General features: G+C 43.5%; 15 protein-coding genes. 14 read left to right on the forward strand and 1 reads right to left on the reverse strand.

Translation table 11 applies throughout. From position 1 onward, the window contains the following. Positions 1 to 15 precede the first annotated feature (15 nt). From FG28_RS13670 to dgoD, 14 genes are all read left to right on the forward strand, one after another. A complete protein-coding gene (locus tag FG28_RS13670; protein WP_051947324.1) occupies positions 16 to 1,548 on the forward strand; it encodes a RagB/SusD family nutrient uptake outer membrane protein in 1,533 nt (510 codons plus the stop codon). A gap of 227 nt (positions 1,549 to 1,775) precedes the next feature. Beyond that, complete coding sequence (locus tag FG28_RS13675) at positions 1,776 to 5,285, forward strand: VCBS repeat-containing protein (protein ID WP_197062602.1); 3,510 nt, start codon at positions 1,776 to 1,778, stop codon at positions 5,283 to 5,285. Continuing rightward, entirely contained in the window at positions 5,272 to 6,351 is a 1,080-nt protein-coding gene (locus FG28_RS13680; protein WP_231562630.1) for a glycoside hydrolase family 43 protein, read from the forward strand. The genes FG28_RS13675 and FG28_RS13680 overlap by 14 nt, the downstream gene beginning before the upstream one ends. After that, on the forward strand, positions 6,341 to 7,435 hold the full coding sequence (locus tag FG28_RS13685; RefSeq protein WP_081894385.1) for a family 43 glycosylhydrolase: 1,095 nt from the start codon (positions 6,341 to 6,343) through the stop codon (positions 7,433 to 7,435). Before FG28_RS13680 ends, FG28_RS13685 begins: the two co-directional genes overlap by 11 nt. Positions 7,436 to 7,465: 30 nt before the next feature. Beyond that, positions 7,466 to 8,476 carry a family 43 glycosylhydrolase gene (locus tag FG28_RS13690; RefSeq protein WP_156102278.1) on the forward strand — a complete coding sequence of 337 codons (1,011 nt, stop codon included), beginning with the start codon at positions 7,466 to 7,468 and terminating at the stop codon, positions 8,474 to 8,476. Between the two features lie 215 nt (positions 8,477 to 8,691). After that, on the forward strand, positions 8,692 to 9,762 hold the full coding sequence (locus tag FG28_RS13695; protein ID WP_036383664.1) for a glycoside hydrolase family 2 TIM barrel-domain containing protein: 1,071 nt from the start codon (positions 8,692 to 8,694) through the stop codon (positions 9,760 to 9,762). After that, positions 9,759 to 10,931: an aldose epimerase family protein gene (locus tag FG28_RS13700; RefSeq protein WP_051947328.1), complete on the forward strand. Its 1,173-nt coding sequence runs from the start codon at positions 9,759 to 9,761 to the stop codon at positions 10,929 to 10,931. The genes FG28_RS13695 and FG28_RS13700 overlap by 4 nt, the downstream gene beginning before the upstream one ends. A gap of 51 nt (positions 10,932 to 10,982) precedes the next feature. After that, positions 10,983 to 12,143 (forward strand): galactokinase, encoded by a 1,161-nt coding sequence (galK, locus tag FG28_RS13705; RefSeq protein ID WP_036386629.1) that lies wholly within the window; start codon positions 10,983 to 10,985, stop codon positions 12,141 to 12,143. Further along, the gene (locus FG28_RS13710; protein ID WP_036383666.1) at positions 12,136 to 13,188 is read left to right on the forward strand and encodes a UDP-glucose--hexose-1-phosphate uridylyltransferase; all 1,053 of its coding nucleotides are present in this window, start codon (positions 12,136 to 12,138) and stop codon (positions 13,186 to 13,188) included. The genes galK and FG28_RS13710 overlap by 8 nt, the downstream gene beginning before the upstream one ends. Positions 13,189 to 13,241: 53 nt before the next feature. Then, complete coding sequence (locus tag FG28_RS13715) at positions 13,242 to 14,903, forward strand: sodium/sugar symporter (RefSeq protein ID WP_036383668.1); 1,662 nt, start codon at positions 13,242 to 13,244, stop codon at positions 14,901 to 14,903. Between the two features lie 97 nt (positions 14,904 to 15,000). Beyond that, on the forward strand, positions 15,001 to 15,732 hold the full coding sequence (locus tag FG28_RS13720; RefSeq protein WP_036383670.1) for a FadR/GntR family transcriptional regulator: 732 nt from the start codon (positions 15,001 to 15,003) through the stop codon (positions 15,730 to 15,732). Beyond that, positions 15,729 to 16,739 (forward strand): sugar kinase, encoded by a 1,011-nt coding sequence (locus FG28_RS13725; protein WP_231562631.1) that lies wholly within the window; start codon positions 15,729 to 15,731, stop codon positions 16,737 to 16,739. The genes FG28_RS13720 and FG28_RS13725 overlap by 4 nt, the downstream gene beginning before the upstream one ends. Then, positions 16,736 to 17,368 carry a bifunctional 4-hydroxy-2-oxoglutarate aldolase/2-dehydro-3-deoxy-phosphogluconate aldolase gene (locus FG28_RS13730; RefSeq protein WP_036383673.1) on the forward strand — a complete coding sequence of 211 codons (633 nt, stop codon included), beginning with the start codon at positions 16,736 to 16,738 and terminating at the stop codon, positions 17,366 to 17,368. The genes FG28_RS13725 and FG28_RS13730 overlap by 4 nt, the downstream gene beginning before the upstream one ends. A 1-nt stretch (position 17,369) precedes the next feature. Then, entirely contained in the window at positions 17,370 to 18,527 is a 1,158-nt protein-coding gene (dgoD, locus tag FG28_RS13735) for a galactonate dehydratase (RefSeq protein ID WP_036383676.1), read from the forward strand. An 84-nt stretch (positions 18,528 to 18,611) separates the two neighbouring features. On the opposite strand, the gene FG28_RS13740 is transcribed toward dgoD, so the two are convergent. Beyond that, entirely contained in the window at positions 18,612 to 19,709 is a 1,098-nt protein-coding gene (locus tag FG28_RS13740) for a formylglycine-generating enzyme family protein (protein ID WP_036383679.1), read from the reverse strand. Between the last annotated feature and the right edge of the window lie 11 nt (positions 19,710 to 19,720).

Below are 19,720 nucleotides of genomic sequence, written 5' to 3' on the forward strand. Positions count from 1 at the left end.
CTTAAACTTCAAAGAATGGAAAAAATAAGAAAAATAATAGTATTGATGGTATTCTTTGGGATGACCGTCTCATGCGAAAAAGACCTTTTGGACCAAGTGAATCCAAATGCTCCTACGCCAGATACGTTCTGGCAGACGGAGGAGGATGCCATACTTGGTATAAATGCAGTATACTCTGGAATCCAGAACCGCGAACTCAGTCTGTGGGAAATATTTGACTATGACATGCGCTCGGATGAGGGCTATAGCCAGAGTCCATGGACAGACCTCGCCAATGTGGGTAGACACGTGAACATAAATTACGACTTCCCATGGCTACTTGAGGTTTGGCGAGAATTATATAGAACCATCTATAAAGCAAACCAGGTGCTTGAAAATGTGCCAAACATAGAAATGGATGAATCGCTACGGGCCAGAATTGTGGCCGAAGCCCATTTTTTAAGAGGGCATTGTTACTACAAATTGGCTACACTTTGGGGTCGTGTTCCATTGGTTACTGGCATTGAGGATGCCAATACGCGTTATCCACAAGGAACCATCGAGGAAGTTTGGGCTTTAGTTGAAGAAGACTTCATTGCTGCCGCTGCAGGACTACCTGAAAGTTATACGGGGGCTGATACTGGACGTGCAACGTATGGTGGAGCTATAGGTTATTTAGGAAGGTCTTATTTGCAACAGAAAAAATGGAGTGAAGCAGCAGCTGAATTTGAGAAAATCATTGCCATGGTACCAGGAACTTATGACTTAATGGAAGATTTCAAGGATAATTTTACAGAGGAGTTCGAAAACAACAAAGAGTCCCTTTTTGAAATACAGTTTGTCAATAACAACGGGAAGACCGGTGGTTTTCCTACGTATAACAATGCTTCTGGAGATGAAACCAGTGAGCGTGCACAGTTTTTTGGAGTTCGTCCTTTGGGTTGGACCGATGGTCAACCTACCAAATGGCTCTTAAACCAATTCTTGAGTGAAACCGATAGTGATGGCAATGAAGACCCACGTCTGCAGTACACCATGACTTATGATCATCCAGGTGAACTTTTATATGGGCAAACCTATGCTGAAAGAGGTGCTGGACCCAATGACCGTTTTTGGAGAAAGTACACCAACTACTGGCAAGATTATGAAAGCTACTTTTCAGGAATCAATACCAGGGTGCTTAGATTGGCCGATGTGTATTTAATGTATGCCGAAGCCTTGAACGAGCTGGGCAGAACACCAGAGGCCATTCCATATGCAAACTTGGTCCGTCAACGATCCAACATGAATGATTTGCCCATGACCTTGAATCAGGAGGATTTTAGGCTACAGTTACGCCACGATCGTGTGGTTGAATTGGCTGGGGAAAGTGTAAGATTTGTTGACATGGTACGCTATGGTATCGCTGGACCGGAACTTGCGGGTCCTGATCCAAGCCTTTCGGCTGCAGAATCAGATTTTGATACCGAGTTCCAAAACTTTGTCAAGGGAAAATCAGAGTACTTGCCAATTCCTTTGCGGGAAATTGATGCCTACGGAGGTTCGTTGGAACAGAATCCAGGCTGGTAAGCGATAAATAAATTTAATAAAGAGAAGGCAAGTGCCATTGCAAGCGTAATCAAGCAATGGTGCTTGTCTCCAATTAAAACTTCAAGGATAATTAAGATATCGTTTCATCGATGGGGAGGTGCAGTTTAATACGGACATTTTTAACAAGGCAAAGGAGCATGCTTTTGAGCGCTACTGCCCTTTGTTTATGTTTTGCAGCTTGTTCTGAAAATGATGCTCAACCAAAGATGTTCAAACGGATATCCAGTACACACTCAGGAATTGATTTTAATAATCAAATTCAACCTTTTGAAAGTGATACCCTCAATGCTTTGGAATATGATGTGCTTTTCAACGGCGCTGGTGTGGGAATAGGGGATTTCAATGCAGATGGACTTCAAGATATTTTCTTTGCGGGAAATCTGGTGTCCTCGCAATTGTATATCAATCAGGGTGACTTTACCTTTCTTGAAGTTACTGAAAAAGCTGGTGTTGCCACCACTAAATGGTGCACCGGGGTTTCAGTGGCAGATGTCAACCAGGATGGCTTGTTGGATATGTATGTGGCCGTCGCCCATGCAACGGGATCTAAAGAAGAAAGGTCCAACCTGTTGTTCATCAACCAAGGGAACAACGCTGAAGGAATTCCCATTTTTGAAGAGTTGAGCAATGCGTATGGCCTTGCTGATGATGGATTTTCCATACAATCGGTTTTCTTCGATTATGACAAAGATGGCGATCTGGATTGCTACATTCTTAGCAACGCCATGGAAAAAACAGGTCGAAACCAACTACATAAAAAGCGAAATAATGGTGAGAGCCCATCAAATGATCGGTTGTACCGGAACAATGGATTTGTAGATGGTCATCCAAGCTTTGAAAATGTGACTCTTGGTGCAGGTATCCTAAAAGAGGGCCATGGATTGGGGGTTTGCGTAACAGACTTAAACCAAGACGGATGGCTTGATGTGTACTGTGCCAACGATTTTGTCTCCAACGACAATATCTGGATCAACAACCATGATGGAACATTCGTGGACAAATCTGCTGAGTATTTAAAGCACACTTCATACAACAGTATGGGAGTGGACATACAGGATGTGAACAATGATGGACTTCCAGACATCTGTGTCGTGGATATGTTGCCTGAAGAGGAGCAGCGAAGAAAAATGATGGTCATGAAGACCAACAGGGACTTTTTTAGCATGGCTAAAGGTCTTGGCTATCAAGAGGAGTATGTTAGAAATGTCCTGCAAATCAATCAAGGGAACAACCAAGAAGGTAGTCTTCGGTTTAGCGAAATAGGCCAGCTAGCCGGCATTCATGCCACAGATTGGAGCTGGGCTCCTTTGCTGGCCGATTTTGACAATGACGGATTAAAAGACTTGGTGGTCACCAATGGCTATCGCCGTGATATTACCAATTTGGATTATGCAGTGTATCTAAACCAAGAAGCAGCTTTTCAAGGCAAGAACCAAGAGGAAGCACGTCAGAATCGAATCAAAAAACTGTATGAGCTTCCAGAAATACAACTGCAGAACTTTATATTCAAGAATAATGGAGATTTAACCTTTAAAAATGCTTCGGAAACCTGGGGACTTCAAGAAAGCACCTATTCCAATGGTGCGGCCTATGCAGACTTTGACAATGATGGCGACCTTGATTTGGTGTTCAACAATATCGATTCCGAAGCAAGTTTGTACCGAAACGAGCTTATTTCATCCTCCACTTCTGAAGTTACTGAAATCAAAAACGAATCCCATTTTGTGCGACTTCAATTAAAATCCGATACAGGTCAAAGTAAAGAAGTTGGTGCAAAGGTGAGGGTCTTGCTTCCTTCCGGGGAATTAAAATATCAGGAAAACCTACCGGTAAGAGGGTATATGTCCTCTGTGGATCCCATACTCTCATTTGGGTTGGGGAACAACACCAGTTTTAGGGTGGAAGTGGTTTGGACCGATGGCACAATTCAACAGTTACATGATTTAGCTCCGGATACCCTTCATACCATAAAGTATGCATCGCAAGAAGAACAGCATTTGGTTGCCCAACCTTCAGAGCAACAAGTTTTTCAACTGTTGAAAGCAGATAGTTTGGGATTGACCTACGAACATGAGGAGTACGCTTTTGATGAGTTCAAACGCACCTTCTCCCTACATCAGCAATACAACCAACTTTCTCCGGGCATGGCCATAGCCGATGTGGACAACAATGGCCTCGATGATATTTTTATAGGAGCGGATTCCAAACGATTGCGAACCATCTACCTTCAAAAAACACCGGGAAAATTTGAAGCCTTGCCCCAAGGGGAGAACAATATGGAAGATATGGGTGCGCTTCTTTTTGATGCCGATAATGATGGGGATAATGATTTGTATGTGGTAAGTGGCGGCAGTGTTAACCTAAAGGAAGATGACTATATCTACAACGATCGGTTGTATTTAAATGATGGCAAAGGTAATATGTCCCGGTCCCAAAACCTGATTCCCAAAACACGCTTTAGCGGCAGTGTTGTGGTAGCCGCCGATTATGACCGCGATGGAGACTTGGATATTTTTAGGGGAAGCAGGGTTGCTGTCGGCGAATTTCCAAAATCACCGGACAGTTATTTGTTGCAAAATGATGATGGGATTTTCAATGATGTGGCCCATATGGTGGATGGGTTACAAAATGTGGGCATGGTAAGCGCGGCCTTGTGGACTGATTATAATTTGGACGGATGGTATGATTTAGTGGTGGCGGGTGAATTTATGCCCATAACCTTCTTTAAGAATCATGAAGGAACACTAAAATGGGATGAACAAGCCACAATTCCCAATTCAAGTGGATGGTGGAACAGCATAACCGCCGGCGATTTTGATCAAGATGGGGACATGGATTATATCGCAGGGAATCTTGGGTTAAACAGTCAGTATAAAGCCTATCCAGATAGGCCTTTAAAAGTATATGGCTCAGATTTTGACCATAATGGCACCAACGATCCCATTGTGAGCTACTCTAAAAACGGCGAGGATGTTCCTGTGGCTGTTCGGGATGTAATGCAAGAACAATTGAGCCTCACCCACAAGCGGTTTGGAACATATGATGCTTATTCAAAAGCTTCCATAAATGATATTTTCAGCAAAAAAGAACTGGAAAGCGCTATTGTACTTTCTGCCACTGAAATGCGCAGTTGCTACATAGAAAACAAAGGAAATTCAAAGTTTGTTCTAAAACCGTTGCCTAACGAAGTGCAGTTCTCTCCTGTTTTTGGAACGCTGGCCAATGACTTTAATGCAGATGGGTTTTTAGATGTGCTACTTGTGGGTAATTCAGAATCTTTTGAAACCTACACAGGACCATACAATGCTTCTTTGGGCACTTTGTTGTTCGGAAATGGAAATGGGGATTTCACCTATGTTCCGCAATCCAACTCTGGGCTGTACTTGGATTATGACCAAAAAGCGCTGGGGATGATAAATGCGGGTAATGAAAATCTTTTCGTTGTCACCAATAACGATGCTCTTGTACAATTACTAAAGACTTCAGTAGCATCAAAGGGCGAATTTATATCGCTTCAAACCGATGAAACATCGCTCGAAATGATATTGGATAATGGGAAGAATGAACGAAGGGAAATAGGGTATGGTAGTGGATATTTAACCCAGTCCTCAAGGGGCATTTTTGTCCCCACAAAAAGTGTAAAACAAATCAATGTGTATGATTTTGTGGGAAATCAGACGCGTACCATAAAAACCAATCAACATGAACCAAACTGAAAGAAGACAGAATTTGAAGATGAACTTGGTGTGTCGCATATTATTTTTAGTTGCTCTAATGGGGTCTGCGGACTTAATTGCCCAGCAACCCGATATACCGGGGCAGGTTTCCCAAAATGAGTCGCCAAAAAATGAGGCCTATCTTTTTGCCCACATGACCCATGAGGATTATGGGCGATTATATTACTCCGTTAGCTTGGACGGTCTGCATTGGCAACGTTTGAACAATGGGGAACGAGTTTTTGATGAATATCAAGGCCATCCAGATATCTGCAAAGGGCCAGACGGAAAGTACTATATTTTGGGCAATACCAGTGATTCTTCACCTGATATCAATATTTGGGTTTCTGATGACTTGATCAGCTGGAAGAAACACGGGGTATATACGCCCAACCTTAAACAAACTCCGGATTATTCAGAGGCGTTACAGCGTATTGGGGCACCTAAACTTTTTTATGATGAAGCTTCGGCGCAATTTGTCATGACCTGGCATACACCGCACAAAGAAGGCACCAAAACGGACCCAGAACGGTATTGGGCAAGTCAAAGGACTTTGTATGTGCTTTCAAAGGATTTGAAGACATTTTCCGACACCCCCAAAAAACTTTTTGATTGGAACATTGGCACCATTGACGTTATCATCAGAAAGGTAGAGGACACCTATTTTGCAATCATAAAGGATGAAACCTATCCAACCTTGTACTGGCCAACTGGAAAGACCATACGAATTGCAAGGTCAGATTCCTTGTTGGGACCGTATTCCTTTCCAGCAGATCCCATAAGCCCAAATTTTAGGGAGGCACCAACTCTAATTCCCTCCCCAAACAATAAAGTTTGGTACCTGTATTATGAGCAATATCCAGGGGTTTCCTACGGGCTATCCGTGGCCGATAATTTGAATGGCCCGTGGTATCAAGCATCAGGATATACATTTTATAGTGATTGGGATAAATATGCATTGCCCAAAGAGGTTAGGCACGGTTGCATGATCGCTATTTCAAAAAAAGAATATAACCAACTAGTTGAGAAATTTGAGATTGTTAAAGAAGAATTCAATGAAAAATAGGAGAAAATCAATAGTTTATGGACCCCTTATTGCGGTATTGGGCTTTTGTTTGATTTCATGTCAGGAGCGGACAGAAAAAAAAGAAGCAGCAGAAAGTGAACAACCCCAGAAAGAGACGTTCACCAACCCATTGTTGCCATCTGGCCCGGACCCGTTCAACATTTACCATAACGGATACTATTATTACACCAGTACAGAGGGCAATAAACTGGTCTTGAGAAAAGTGAAAAACTTGGCAAATCTTAGTGAAGCAGAAACCAAGACAATTTGGACCCCACCAGAGGGCACATTGTACTCCCATGATATTTGGGCGCCAGAAGTGCATTTTATTGATGGAAAGTGGTACGTGTATTTTGCTGCAGATGATGGGAACAATGAGACCCACAGAATGTATGCTGTGGAAAACTCGAACGAAAACCCGTTTCAAGGCACTTTTGAGTTTAAGGGAAAGATAGCCGCAGCTACGGACAAATGGGCCATTGATGGTAATGTTTTTAAACATAATGGGCAATTGTATATGATTTGGTCCGGCTGGGAAGGCGATGCCAACGGGCAGCAAGATATTTTCATCGCCAAAATGAAAAACCCTTTGGAGATTGAAGGAGACCGTGTAAAAATTTCGTCACCAACCCATGAATGGGAAAGGCATTGGAATGAAGGCACTTCCGATAGTAACCCTCCACAGGTATATGTGAACGAAGGACCACAATTTTTGTCCCATGATGACAACATATTTATTGTGTTCTCTGCAAGTGGATGTTGGACCGATTATTACTCGTTGGGATTGTTGACGTTTACCGGAACGGACAATTTATTGGACCCAGACGCTTGGGTTAAGTCTGATGAACCCATATTCACACAGTCCCCGGAGAATGGAGTGTATGGTCCCGGGCACAACTCCTTTTTTAAGTCACCTAACGGAAAAGAGGATTGGATTCTGTACCACGCGAATTCAGAACCAGGCCAAGGATGCGGTTCGCATCGTTCACCTAGGATGCAAATGATTCAATGGAGTGGGGAAGGCTATCCCGTCATCGGAACACCTAGATCTGTGGAAGATGTCATTGAAATTCCCTCCGAATAGGATGCAATAATTCAACCAATACAAGAGAGTTTGAAAAGTTTAAAAAACATACTGGTCTATATGATTTCCATTTTCTTCTTTCAGATGGGAATAGGTCAGGATAAAAACACATTCACCAATCCCATTCTTGAGGACGGAGCCGACCCCTATACCATGCTGCATGACAATGGATATTACTATTTCATGGTAACAAGGGGAAACCGCTTGGAACTTTGGTCCACTAAAGACCTTACCCAAGTGAAGACCGTTGGTTCAAAAACAGTATGGAAAGCTCCCAGTGAGGGGGAAAACAGTTGTTGCATTTGGGCGCCAGAGATTCATCATGTGGATGGAAAGTGGTACATCTATTACACCGCTGCTGATGCATCCAATGAAGGAGATCACTCCAGATATGTCTTTGTTCTGGAGAACAGCCATCAAGATCCAATGCAAGGGGAGTGGATTGATAGGGGGAAAATCAACACAAAATACTGCGGAATAGACGGGTCTATTTTCAAATATGGCGATAAAAGGTATTTCATGTATTCACCCTACGTAGATGACCACAGCGATATAGCCATCGCCACCATGTCCAACCCTTGGACCTTAAATGACGATGAAACCATTTTGGCTGCACCCAAATATGACTGGGAGAAAACCGGAGAAAGAAGTATTCTGGAAGGACCTTCATTTTTGGAGGGGCCAGGGGATGAGGTCTTTATTGTGTATTCGGCTGGAGCCTGTTGGGACGATAATTATTCCTTGGGAATGCTGGCGGCCAAGAAGGATTCAGATTTTACCAAAGCTTCTTCTTGGAAGCGGTTTTCTAAAGCGGTCTTTGAATTTTCCACAGAAAACAATGTGTATGGTCCAGGCCACCATAGTATAACGACCTCCAATGATCCCAGTGAACATTGGTTGGTGTATCATGCAAAGGACAAACCCAAATTGGGATGTTCCCAGCGGAGTACACGGATACAACGATTTGGTTGGGATAAAGAGGGCAGACCGGATTTTGGTGAGCCATGGCCGTTGGAAAAAGTCATAAAAAAACCAAAATAAAACCAAGAATTAATTGAGTACGAGTGTTAGTTAGTTTGAATTAGATTGTTTGAGTTTAGTTGATGGAAATTATCGGGCTTTGAAAAAGGCCCGGTAATTCTATTGTTCAACTTCCCCACACAGAATAGCCTATTCCAATTTCAAGGTCGATGCTAATTCCAAAACCTAAGCTCTCAAAAATATTTAAGTGTGAATCAAAAAATAACAAGATTATTATGAAGCGAATATTGATTACTGGGCTGTTTTTATGTGCAATCCTTGTGGCAAATGCCCAAGAAAATGTTCTGGAAAAGAATAAATGGTCAAAAGAAAAAGCGAGTGAATGGTACGCCAAACAAAAATGGATTACCGGTGCCAATTTTGTTCCCAGTACAGCAATTAACCAATTGGAAATGTGGCAATCCAGCACATTTGACCCAGAGACTATTGATCGTGAGTTGGGCTATGCCGAAGGTATAGGGTTCAACACCATGAGAGTATACCTGCACAGTTTGGCCTATAAAGCAAATCCAAAGGACTTCAAGAAAAATATGGAAACCTATTTGGAAATTGCAGACAAGCACGGTATCAAAACCATGTTTGTGTTCTTTGATGACGTTTGGGGGAAAGAGCCAAAAATTGGCAAGCAACCTGAACCCGTTACAGGAACCCATAATTCGGGATGGGTGCAAGATCCGGGAGACCCGGCATCCAAGAATGAAGAAAATTTTGCAGCCTTGGAAATCTATGTAAAGGATATCCTGAACACTTTCGCCAATGATGATCGTGTACTTCTGTGGGATCTTTACAATGAACCCGGGAACACGGACAAACTCACAAGTTCCATGCCCCTGTTAAAAGCGATTTTCACTTGGGCACGAGAAGTCAATCCGAGCCAACCATTGAGTGCAGGCCTTTGGCGCTGGGATTTTCAGGAACTCAATGAGTTCCAGGCAGCCAATTCAGACATTCTTACCTATCACCATTATGATGATGAGAAAAAACACCAGCATGTAATCAATTTGCTAAAGACACATGGGCGCCCCATGATCTGTACCGAATATATGGCACGGACCAACAACAGCAGATTCTCCAATGTTTTGCCTGTTCTCAAAAAGGAGAATATCGGAGCTATTAACTGGGGGTTGGTCAATGGAAAATCCAACACCATATATGCATGGAACACTCCCATTGAAGATGGAGCTGAGCCTGTTGAATGGTTTCACGACATATTTAGAAAGGACGGTACTCCCTATAGACAAGATGAAGTTGATTTAATTAAAAAATTAAACGATGAGGGGAAATGATCATTCGGTCAAAAATTAAAATTCTCAGACGGGCAATAGCTTTGTTTATAGTTCTATTGTGTATATCGTGCAAAACAAAACAGGAAAACAAAAGCGATACCCTAGCAGCCGCAATATTCAGTACCATAAAAGATGAAGATTTTGATACAACAATTGATGGTAAATCCGTAAAACTGTACTGGTTGCAGCGGAAGGATTTAAAAATGGCGATGACCAACTATGGGGGACGCATCATAAGCCTTTTTGTGCAAGACAAAAATGGGAATGCAATTGACGTAAACATAGGTCGCGGTAGTATTAAGGAATACATGGAATCACCCGAAGCCTATTTTGGGGCAACCATTGGTAGGGTAGGTAACCGTATTGCAAATGGTAGGTTTGCCATAAACGGAAATGAATATACCCTGCCTACCAACGACAATAAAAATACCCTACATGGGGGCTACAAAGGATTTCAAGATGTGGTGTGGGATGCCGAACAACCCAATGGGTATACATTGATTTTAACGTACCCCTCTCCTGATATGGAAGAAGGTTTCCCCGGGAATTTACAAGCGAAGGTAATCTACTCGCTCACTGAAAAAAATGCGGTTAAGATTGAATATGAAGCGACTACGGATAAACCTACGGTGGTAAATTTAACCAACCATGCCTATTTTAACCTCAATGGGGAAGGAAGCGGTTCAATCTTGGACCATAAGCTGCAAATCAATGCGGACCGATTCACCCCAGTTGATGCAGGACTCATTCCCACTGGAGAGTTGAGTGATGTAGCCTCAACCCCCTTCGATTTTAGGAAGCCTCATACGATTGGTGAGCGTATTAAAGCAATCAATGAACAACTGGAATTTGGCAAGGGGTATGACCACAACTATGTTTTAAATAGCGATGAAAATGGCTTACATCAAGCAGCAAAGGTTGTGGGGGATAAATCGGGAGTTGTCATGGAGGTGTTTACCGAAGAACCGGGAATCCAATTTTACAGCGGAAACTTTATGGCTTCAAAGAATACTTTGAAATCTGGTGCCAAGGACGACTTCCGAACAGCGTTTTGTCTGGAGACCCAGCATTTTCCGGACACACCGAACCAACCAGGATTTCCATCCATACAACTCAATCCGGGTGAGATCTACCACACGGTTACAGAATACAAGTTTTCAGTGGAATAAATATGAATTCAATTTGATTTTTAGAGATAGATGAAAAATGATAGTGGTTTAATGGAGAAAAAAATAAATGGCGACCTGGATGTCGCAGAATTAGCATACGACCTGGAGGTCTCCTCGCCCGGGAGGGTCAACTTAATTGGGGAGCACACAGACTACAATGATGGGTTTGTGCTGCCGGCCGCCATTGATAAGTCCATTACCATGAGGTTTAGGGTCAATGGCAGTAATACCAGGTGCACCATAAAGAGCAAGGGCTTTGACAGTGTTTTGATCGTTGATTTTGCCAAATTAGACAAGGGCACTGAAGGTTGGCACAATTATGTGCTGGGCGTTTTAAATGAGATGCAGTTGCTCACAAAGGACCTAAAGGGATTTGACTGTGAAATGGAGACGGATATACCCGTGGGATCGGGGGTGAGCTCCTCCGCAGCACTGGAATGTGGGCTAGCCTTTGGATTGAATGAGCTTTTCGACTTAGGACTTGATCGCTGGCAAATAATCAAACTTGGTCAAAGGGCTGAACATAACTTTGTGGGCACCCAATGCGGTATCATGGATCAGTTTGCTTCCGTTATGGGGCGAAAAAATCATTCTATGCTACTAGATTGCCAATCACTGGATTTTGAGTACATTCCCACCAAGATGGACCCCTATGTAATCTTGATGCTCAACACCAATGTCAAACATAATCTTTCCACAAGTGGTTATAATGATAGGAAGGAGGAAAGCTCTTCCGGTCTTAAGATTATTGCCGAACGTTATGGAGTACCCAATTCATTTAGGGATATAACCATCGACATGATCAACAGCTGCAGGGAGGAACTGGGCGATGTAAGGTACCGAAGGTGCAGTTATGTACTTGAAGAGAACCAAAGGGTCCTGAAAGCTGTGGAGCACCTGAAGAACAATGATTTAACCAACTTGGGAAAACTTTTATATGAGTCCCACCAGGGGCAGAGCAAAAAATATGAGGTCAGTTGCCCAGAGCTTGATTTTTTGGTGGATTTCTCAAGGGATTGGAAAGAAGTACTTGGCGCCCGGATGGTAGGAGGCGGTTTTGGCGGATGCACCTTGAACATTATCCATAAGGAAGCCGTTGACAGTTTTGTGAGCGCGGTAAGCGAGGCCTACAAAAAGAAATTTTCAATTGAACTTTCACCGTTCCAAACCGTTCCCAGTGAAGGGACAGCAATCATAAAAAAGCATGGCTGATAACCAATTGAACCAAATACCGCACCGTAGGTATAATATTCTTACTGGAGAGTGGGTACTGGTTTCGCCACACCGCACCAAACGGCCATGGCAGGGCAAACAGGAAAAACTGTCCACCTTGGACAAACCATCCTACGATAAGGAATGTTATCTGTGCCCTGGAAATGTCAGGGCAGGCGGGCAGGCCAATCCCAATTATGGGGATGTATTCAGTTTTGTCAATGATTTTTCAGCTTTGCTTCCCGATACATCGATGGAGGTATATAACAAGGGACTTTTAATGGGAAAAAGCGAGGCCGGTATTTGCAAGGTGGTCTGCTTTTCACCCGACCATTCCTTGACACTCCCCCAAATGGAAGTTTCCGCAATTGAAAAAGTGGTCTCCCTTTGGCAAAGTGAATATTCAGAATTGGGAAAAGCCCCGGGCATTAATCATATTCAGATCTTTGAGAACAAGGGGGCCATCATGGGCTGCAGCAACCCCCATCCCCATGGACAGATCTGGGCACAGGGTTCCGTTCCGCGGGAAGTGGAGAAGAAGACCATCCATCAAAAAGAGCATTGGGAAAAGAACCAAAGGAGCCTTTTGGGGGATTATCTGGAACAAGAACTGGAACTGGGGGAGCGGATAGTCGCGGAGAATGATTATTTTGTGGCACTGGTGCCCTATTGGGCGGTATGGCCCTATGAGATGATGATCATTCCCAGAAAACACCATCAGAATATTTCACAAATGAATGGAAAGGAAAAGAGGGATTTTGCAGAGATGATAAAAATAGTAACTACCAAGTACGACAATCTCTTTGAGACTTTGTTCCCCTATTCATCGGGGATTCACCAGCGGCCTACAGACGGGGAGGAGCATCCCGAATGGCATTTTCACATGTCGTTCTACCCACCTTTGTTGCGTTCGGCCACGGTAAAAAAATTCATGGTTGGCTACGAAATGTTCGCCGACCCACAGCGGGACATCACCGCTGAACAGGCAGCCATGGCCTTGGCCCAGCTCCCAACGGAACACTATACCAAAATGGAGGGCCATTGAAATGGGCGTCGACCAACAAATAAAAATGAACCGATAACGAACAACCAATAATTATGGAAAGCAGTTTTGAATTTTGGGACTATCTGGTCTTCGTGCTATACGCACTGGTGATATTGACAGTGGGACTTTGGGTCTCACGGACCAAGAAGGGGGGTGAGAAGAGCACTGAGGACTATTTTTTGGCAAGCAAGGCGTTGCCGTGGTGGGCCATTGGAGCTTCACTGATAGCGGCGAACATTTCAGCGGAACAGTTCATCGGTATGTCGGGTTCAGGTTTTGCCCTTGGGCTGGGGATTGCATCTTATGAATGGATGGGCGCTCTGACGCTTCTCATTGTGGGAAAGTATTTCTTGCCCGTATTCATTGAAAAAGAACTGTACACCATCCCGGAATTCATTGAGAAACGCTTTTCTAGCAATCTAAAATCTATTTTGGCCGTGTTTTGGGTCTGTCTTTACATTTTTGTGAACCTTACCTCGGTACTGTATCTGGGAGGGCTTGCGCTGGAGACCATTTTGGGTATTGATATGATCTATGCCATTATTGGTTTGGGCCTTTTCGCAGCAGCTTACTCCCTTTACGGTGGATTGGCTGCAGTTGCTTGGACAGATATTATCCAAGTTGTGTTCTTGGTTTTAGGCGGCTTGGTCACGACCTATTTGGCATTGGATACCGTCTCGGGCGGACATGGGGTTATGGCCGGCCTCCAAACGGTCTTTGATACAGTGCCGGGTCATTTTGATATGATATTGGACAAAACCAATCCTGAATACATCAACCTGCCCGGCATAGGTGTGCTCGTTGGTGGTCTCTGGGTGGCGAATCTCTACTACTGGGGGTTCAACCAGTACATCATCCAACGAACGCTTGCTGCCAAATCCCTGAAGGAATCGCAAAAGGGGATATTATTTGCAGCTTTCTTGAAATTGATCATCCCCTTGATTGTTGTAATCCCTGGAATCGCGGCCTACGTCATCGTCAATGATCCAGGTCTATTATCGGGCCTCGGGGAACAGGGATTGGCCAACATCCCCTCTTCGGGGGCTTCGGACAAGGCCTACCCATGGTTGATGCAGTTCCTGCCCACAGGACTCAAGGGTGTTGCCATTGCGGCCCTTGCAGCGGCCATCGTGTCATCATTGGCCTCCATGTTGAATTCCACCTCAACCATCTTCACCATGGACATCTACAAACAACACATAAACTATGGCGCAAGCAATAGGAAGCTTGTCGGGGTAGGACGGCTCTCAGCAGCGGGTGCACTGATTATTGCCATGGTCGTGGCTCCACTTTTGGGAGGATTGGACCAAGCCTTTCAATTTATACAGGAATATACTGGAGTGGTGAGCCCCGGTATCCTGGCTGTGTTCTTATTGGGACTTTTTTGGAAAAAGACGACCAACAGAGGTGCCATTATTGGGGTTTTGATCTCCATACCCATCGCCATGTTCTTCAAGGTTGGCCCAAAGGGCTGGGCCGGGGGAAGTGCGCTTGAACCCCTTTTTCCATCTTTGCCATGGATGGACCAAATGGGCCTAACCTGTCTTATCACCATGGCGGTCATCATGCTGGCCAGTTATGTACAAACCAATGGCAAGGATGACCCCAAGGGGATAGAACTAAAAAAGGAAACCTTCAGGACCGGACCGTTGTTCAACATTGTGGCCTTTTGCATCATGATAGTCCTGACGGTCATTTATGCCCTGTTGTGGTAATCAAGGTTCCATAATCTAGATTAACTAATCTATCTCGGAGTGATGCATATTTCATTATTTTTAAATAAATTTGTATGATGTATGACAAATATTCTTAATGAATTTGTTTCAACCCATAGAAAATCGTGGACCCCTTAGCAAACAGGTTGAAGAAGAACTGACCAGAGCAATCAGAAAAGGTCAATATCAGCCCTTGCAGAAGTTACCGACTGAGAATGAACTCTGTTCCATTTTTAATGTAAGCAGAACTGTGGTTCGAGAGGCTATCAAAGGATTAAATGCAAAGGGAATTGTAGAAGTGAAAAAGGGGAGTGGGGCTTATGTTTCTGAGATGAGTATTAAAAATGCCTCCGAAACATTGAACATGTTCTTTAAGTTGTCATCCGATCAAGATGTAATGTTGAGTACCATTGATTCGAGGGCTATGATCGAACCGATGATAGCCGCAAAATCAGCCCTCGTTAGAACAGAAGATCATTTGGCTCAATTGCAAGAGAATATTCAAAAGATGAAGCAATGCCCTTTGGAAAATAAAAGGAAAGAGGCTGAGCTCGACAACCAATTCCACCGTATCCTACTTGATTGTGTTGACAATCCTGTGTTGCATTTGTTAGTGGATCCCATATTTAATCTTATGCCAAAATTTAAACTTGGGGTTTTTGCAAAATCCGTTGAGGGGAATCTTGAAAAGGATAAGGAGGAGATGATGCATTATCATCAATTGATAGCGGATGCAATAATTTCCCAAGATGCGAAAAAAGCTGAGAATTTTATGAGGGAACACTTAAGGATAACCCGTGAGAATTATATAAAGGCATTAAAACAATGATGGAATTTGTCACCTTTGGGGAAATCATGTTAAGACTAACACCCTCGCAAAAGGGGGGTAAATTGTTACTTGCTCAAGAGTTTGCCTTGGGATACGCAGGAGCAGAATCCAATGTGGCGGTTTCCCTATCCTTTTTGGGAAATAAGGTTTCCTTTGCGAGCAAAGTGCCCAATAATCCCATGGGTAAGGCCGCTTTATTGGGACTTAATCAATTTGGGGTTTCCACCGATAATGTTTTGCTTGGAGGCCATAGAATGGGAACCTACTTTATAGAGTTGGGTGCATCAATCCGGCCATCGCGGGTGGTGTATGATAGAGAGGGTTCCGCAATAAGTCAAATGGAATCTGGAGAATTGGATTGGGATGCTATTTTACAAAATACGAAATGGCTTCATCTTTCCGGAATTACGCCAGCCTTGTCCGATCAATGTGCCAAAGAGTCAATTTTGGCTGCGGAAACCGCTAAAAAATATGGTGTTAAGGTCAGTTTTGATTTAAACTTTAGAAGGACATTATGGCCTAATGGGAAAACGGCTCGGGACATATTTGATGCCATAATAGCAAACTCAGATGTGATTTTTGGCAACTTGGGTGCCTTGGATGATGTATATGATTTAAAATTTTCAGGAAAGGATGGAATGGAGCGAACAGAAAGGGCAATGTTAAAGGCAAGTAACCTTTTCGGGGTAAAAAATCTGGCTTTTACCATACGGGAACATCGCTCCGCTTCGCAAAATAAGCTTCAAGGTGCAGCACTTAAGGACAATGAAACCTTCTTTTCAAAGCCTTATGAGATTCAAGTAGAAGATCGCTTTGGTACAGGGGATGCCTTTGCGGCGGCCTATCTTCACTCTTTGAACAAGGGATGGGAAGTAGAGAAGGCAGTAGAATTTGCTACAGCTGCCTTTGCGCTCAAGCATACCATAAACGGGGATTTGCATACCAGCACGGAGGAAGAAATTCTTTCGGTGGTGGATGGAAATCTATCAGGACATGTGATACGATGAAGAAAGAAAAAATACTATATAGACTCTTGGAGGAAAAAATCATTTCAATTGTTCGCCTTAAAAATGGCGAAATGACAGCTAGTGTCATTGACCACCTCATACAAGGGGGAATCAAGACACTTGAAGTTACCTCCAATACACCAAATTTTGATGTTGAAATTAGAAAAGCACGGAAGAAATACCCAGATATCTTAATTGGGGCCGGTACAATCACCAACCAAAGCCAAGCATTTAAAGCAATTGAAGCCGGGTCTCAATTTTTGGTTACGCCCAATACCAATAAAGCCGTAGTGGATGTGGCAAAAAAGGCTGATATACCAGTGGTCATGGGAGCTTTGACCCCAACCGAGATAGCCAATGCTATTGATTTTGGGGCCGATATCATCAAACTTTTCCCGGCAAATCAGTTTGGTACGGGCTATTTTAAATCTTTGAAAGGTCCCTTTTCCAGTACTAATTTTTTTGCTGTTGGTGGTATAGGGATTGCCAATATCGGCGATTGGTTTGAATCAGGGATTGATGGTGTTGGCATTGGAAGTACGTTGGTTCCATCAGAAGTTGCAACGAAAGAAGATTTGAATGCGATCAAAATTAGTGCATCAAAGTTTGTGGAACGTCTAAAAAGCTAAAATGGGTCAGTTACAGATTGAAAATATTGAACTGTTCAAGGTGCCACCAAGATGGTTGTTCCTTAAAATAACCACCAAGGAAGGCATAATTGGATGGGGTGAACCAGTTGTGGAAGGAAAAGCGGATACGGTTGCTGCATGTGTGCAGGAACTTTCTAAACATTTCATTGGTAGATCAGCAAATGACATTGAAGATATATGGCAAATCATATACCGCGGAGGCTTTTATAGAGGAGGTCCCATATTGATGAGCGCTTTGGCTGGAATTGATCAAGCACTTTGGGATATCAAGGGAAAATCTTTGGGTGTTCCAGTCCATGAATTGCTGGGCGGAGCGGTCAGAAAGAAAATGAAAATGTACTGCTGGATCGGTGGTGATACCCCAGATGTGGTCATTGAACAAGCCCAGTCCAAGGTAAAAGAGGGGTATACGGCGGTAAAAATGAACGCCACAGGTGCAATGGAGTGGATTGATTCCACAAAAAAAATAAAAAGCGTGACCAAGAACATCCAATTGCTCAGAGAGGAATTTGGGGATGACTTGGATATTGGACTTGATTTCCATGGGAGGGTGCACAAAGGGATGATGAAGAGACTCATCTCAGAATTGGAACCCTATAGCCCCATGTTTATTGAAGAGCCCATACTGGGAGAAAACAACGGTGTTCTTGAGCATGTGTATTCCTTTACATCCATTCCCATTGCCACGGGAGAACGTATGTTCTCCAGATGGGATTTTAAGGAACTACTGCACAGGGGTGTTGTTGATATCGTACAGCCCGATCTTAGTCATGCAGGTGGTATATCTGAAGTACGAAGGATTGCGGCCATGGCTGAAGCGTATGATGTGGCTTTGGCGCCGCATTGCCCATTGGGTCCGATTTCATTGGCGTCGGCTTTACAAATTGATTTTACATGCATAAATGCCTTTATTCAAGAAAGCAGCCTGGGCATTCATTATAATGAGGGATATGACCTATTGGACTATATGGAGAACCCAGAAGTTTTTGACATGGAGGATGGCTACATTTCACTTTTAAAAGAACCGGGACTGGGTGTGCGCATTGATGAAGAAAAACTTAGGAGCGCCGTGAACGAGGGCCATCAATGGAGCAACCCAATTTGGAGGAACCAAGATGGTAGTCTTGCTGAATGGTAGAACCTGGACTCTACCAACATTAAGGGCATTAAAATGTATTTCCACAATGGGACAACCGCTATATTTTGAGTGGTCTCCTTGTTCTTAATTAGGTGACAGTACAGTTCTAAACCCCAAATGTTCCATTCCCGAATCTGGACTGGTGGCCATTCTTGCTGAGATTCGATAACTGGCACAATATGAAGCACTGCATAGGAAAGACCCTCCCTTGATGATTTTTTCTTCTGCATACGGATTGGAGGGATTAAATGCCTTGGCAGCTCCTTTTGGATTTTGCACAACCTCATTTTTATCAGCGAGTTCATTATAATAATTGGTGTTGTACCAATCATTAGTCCATTCCCATACATTGCCGGCCATATCATAGAGTCCAAAGTTGTTTTTGGAGTAGCTCATCACGGGAGCCCTACGTTCAAAACCGTCTTCCATAGTATTTTCCACAGGAAACTCACCTTCCCACGAATTGGCATGGGAACTTAACTCACCAATATCATTTCCCCAGAAGAACAGGTCGTCTTTTCTCCCGGCCCGTGCCGCATATTCCCATTCAGCCTCGGTAGGTAGTCTCTTTCCAGCCCATTTACAATAGGCAAGTGCATCTTCGAGTGCAATATGTACCACAGGTTGGTTTTCTTTATCTTTTATAGTGCTCTCCGGTCCATTTGGATGCTTCCAGTTGGCACCGATTTTCCATTCCCACCATTGCGAATAATCATATAGGTTGGGAACGCTGGATTTGGTCTTTTTGAAAACCAATGAACCCGGTTGCAAAATGGAATCATGGGGTTTGGGTGTACCTTTGGGCAACTGCTTTTTCATTTCCTCCCAATCAATCTCCCTTTCCGCTACGGTGATATATCCCGTTTCTTCCACAAATTGGGCAAATTGGGCATTGGTCACTTCATGGATGTCCATAAAAAATCCATCGACATGGACCTTATGGGCAGGTCTTTCATGCATCATGGCCATTTTATCCTGTGACACAGCCCCTTGCATAAATTCCCCGCCAGAAATCCAGATCATTCCTTCTGGAGTTTCCATTGGAGGTTCTTCCACATTATTGGTATGGTCCTTAAGCTGAACTTCAGTATCATCCACATTGTCTTGCGAAGTATTTTTGGCTTTGTTTCTACAGCTTGCCAATACAATCACGGCCAATAAAAAGAAAAGGGTTCTTTTCATAAGTGTTCAAT

Origin of the sequence: Muricauda sp. MAR_2010_75, assembly GCF_000745185.1 — a bacterium.
Classification (GTDB): Bacteria; Bacteroidota; Bacteroidia; order Flavobacteriales; family Flavobacteriaceae; genus Flagellimonas.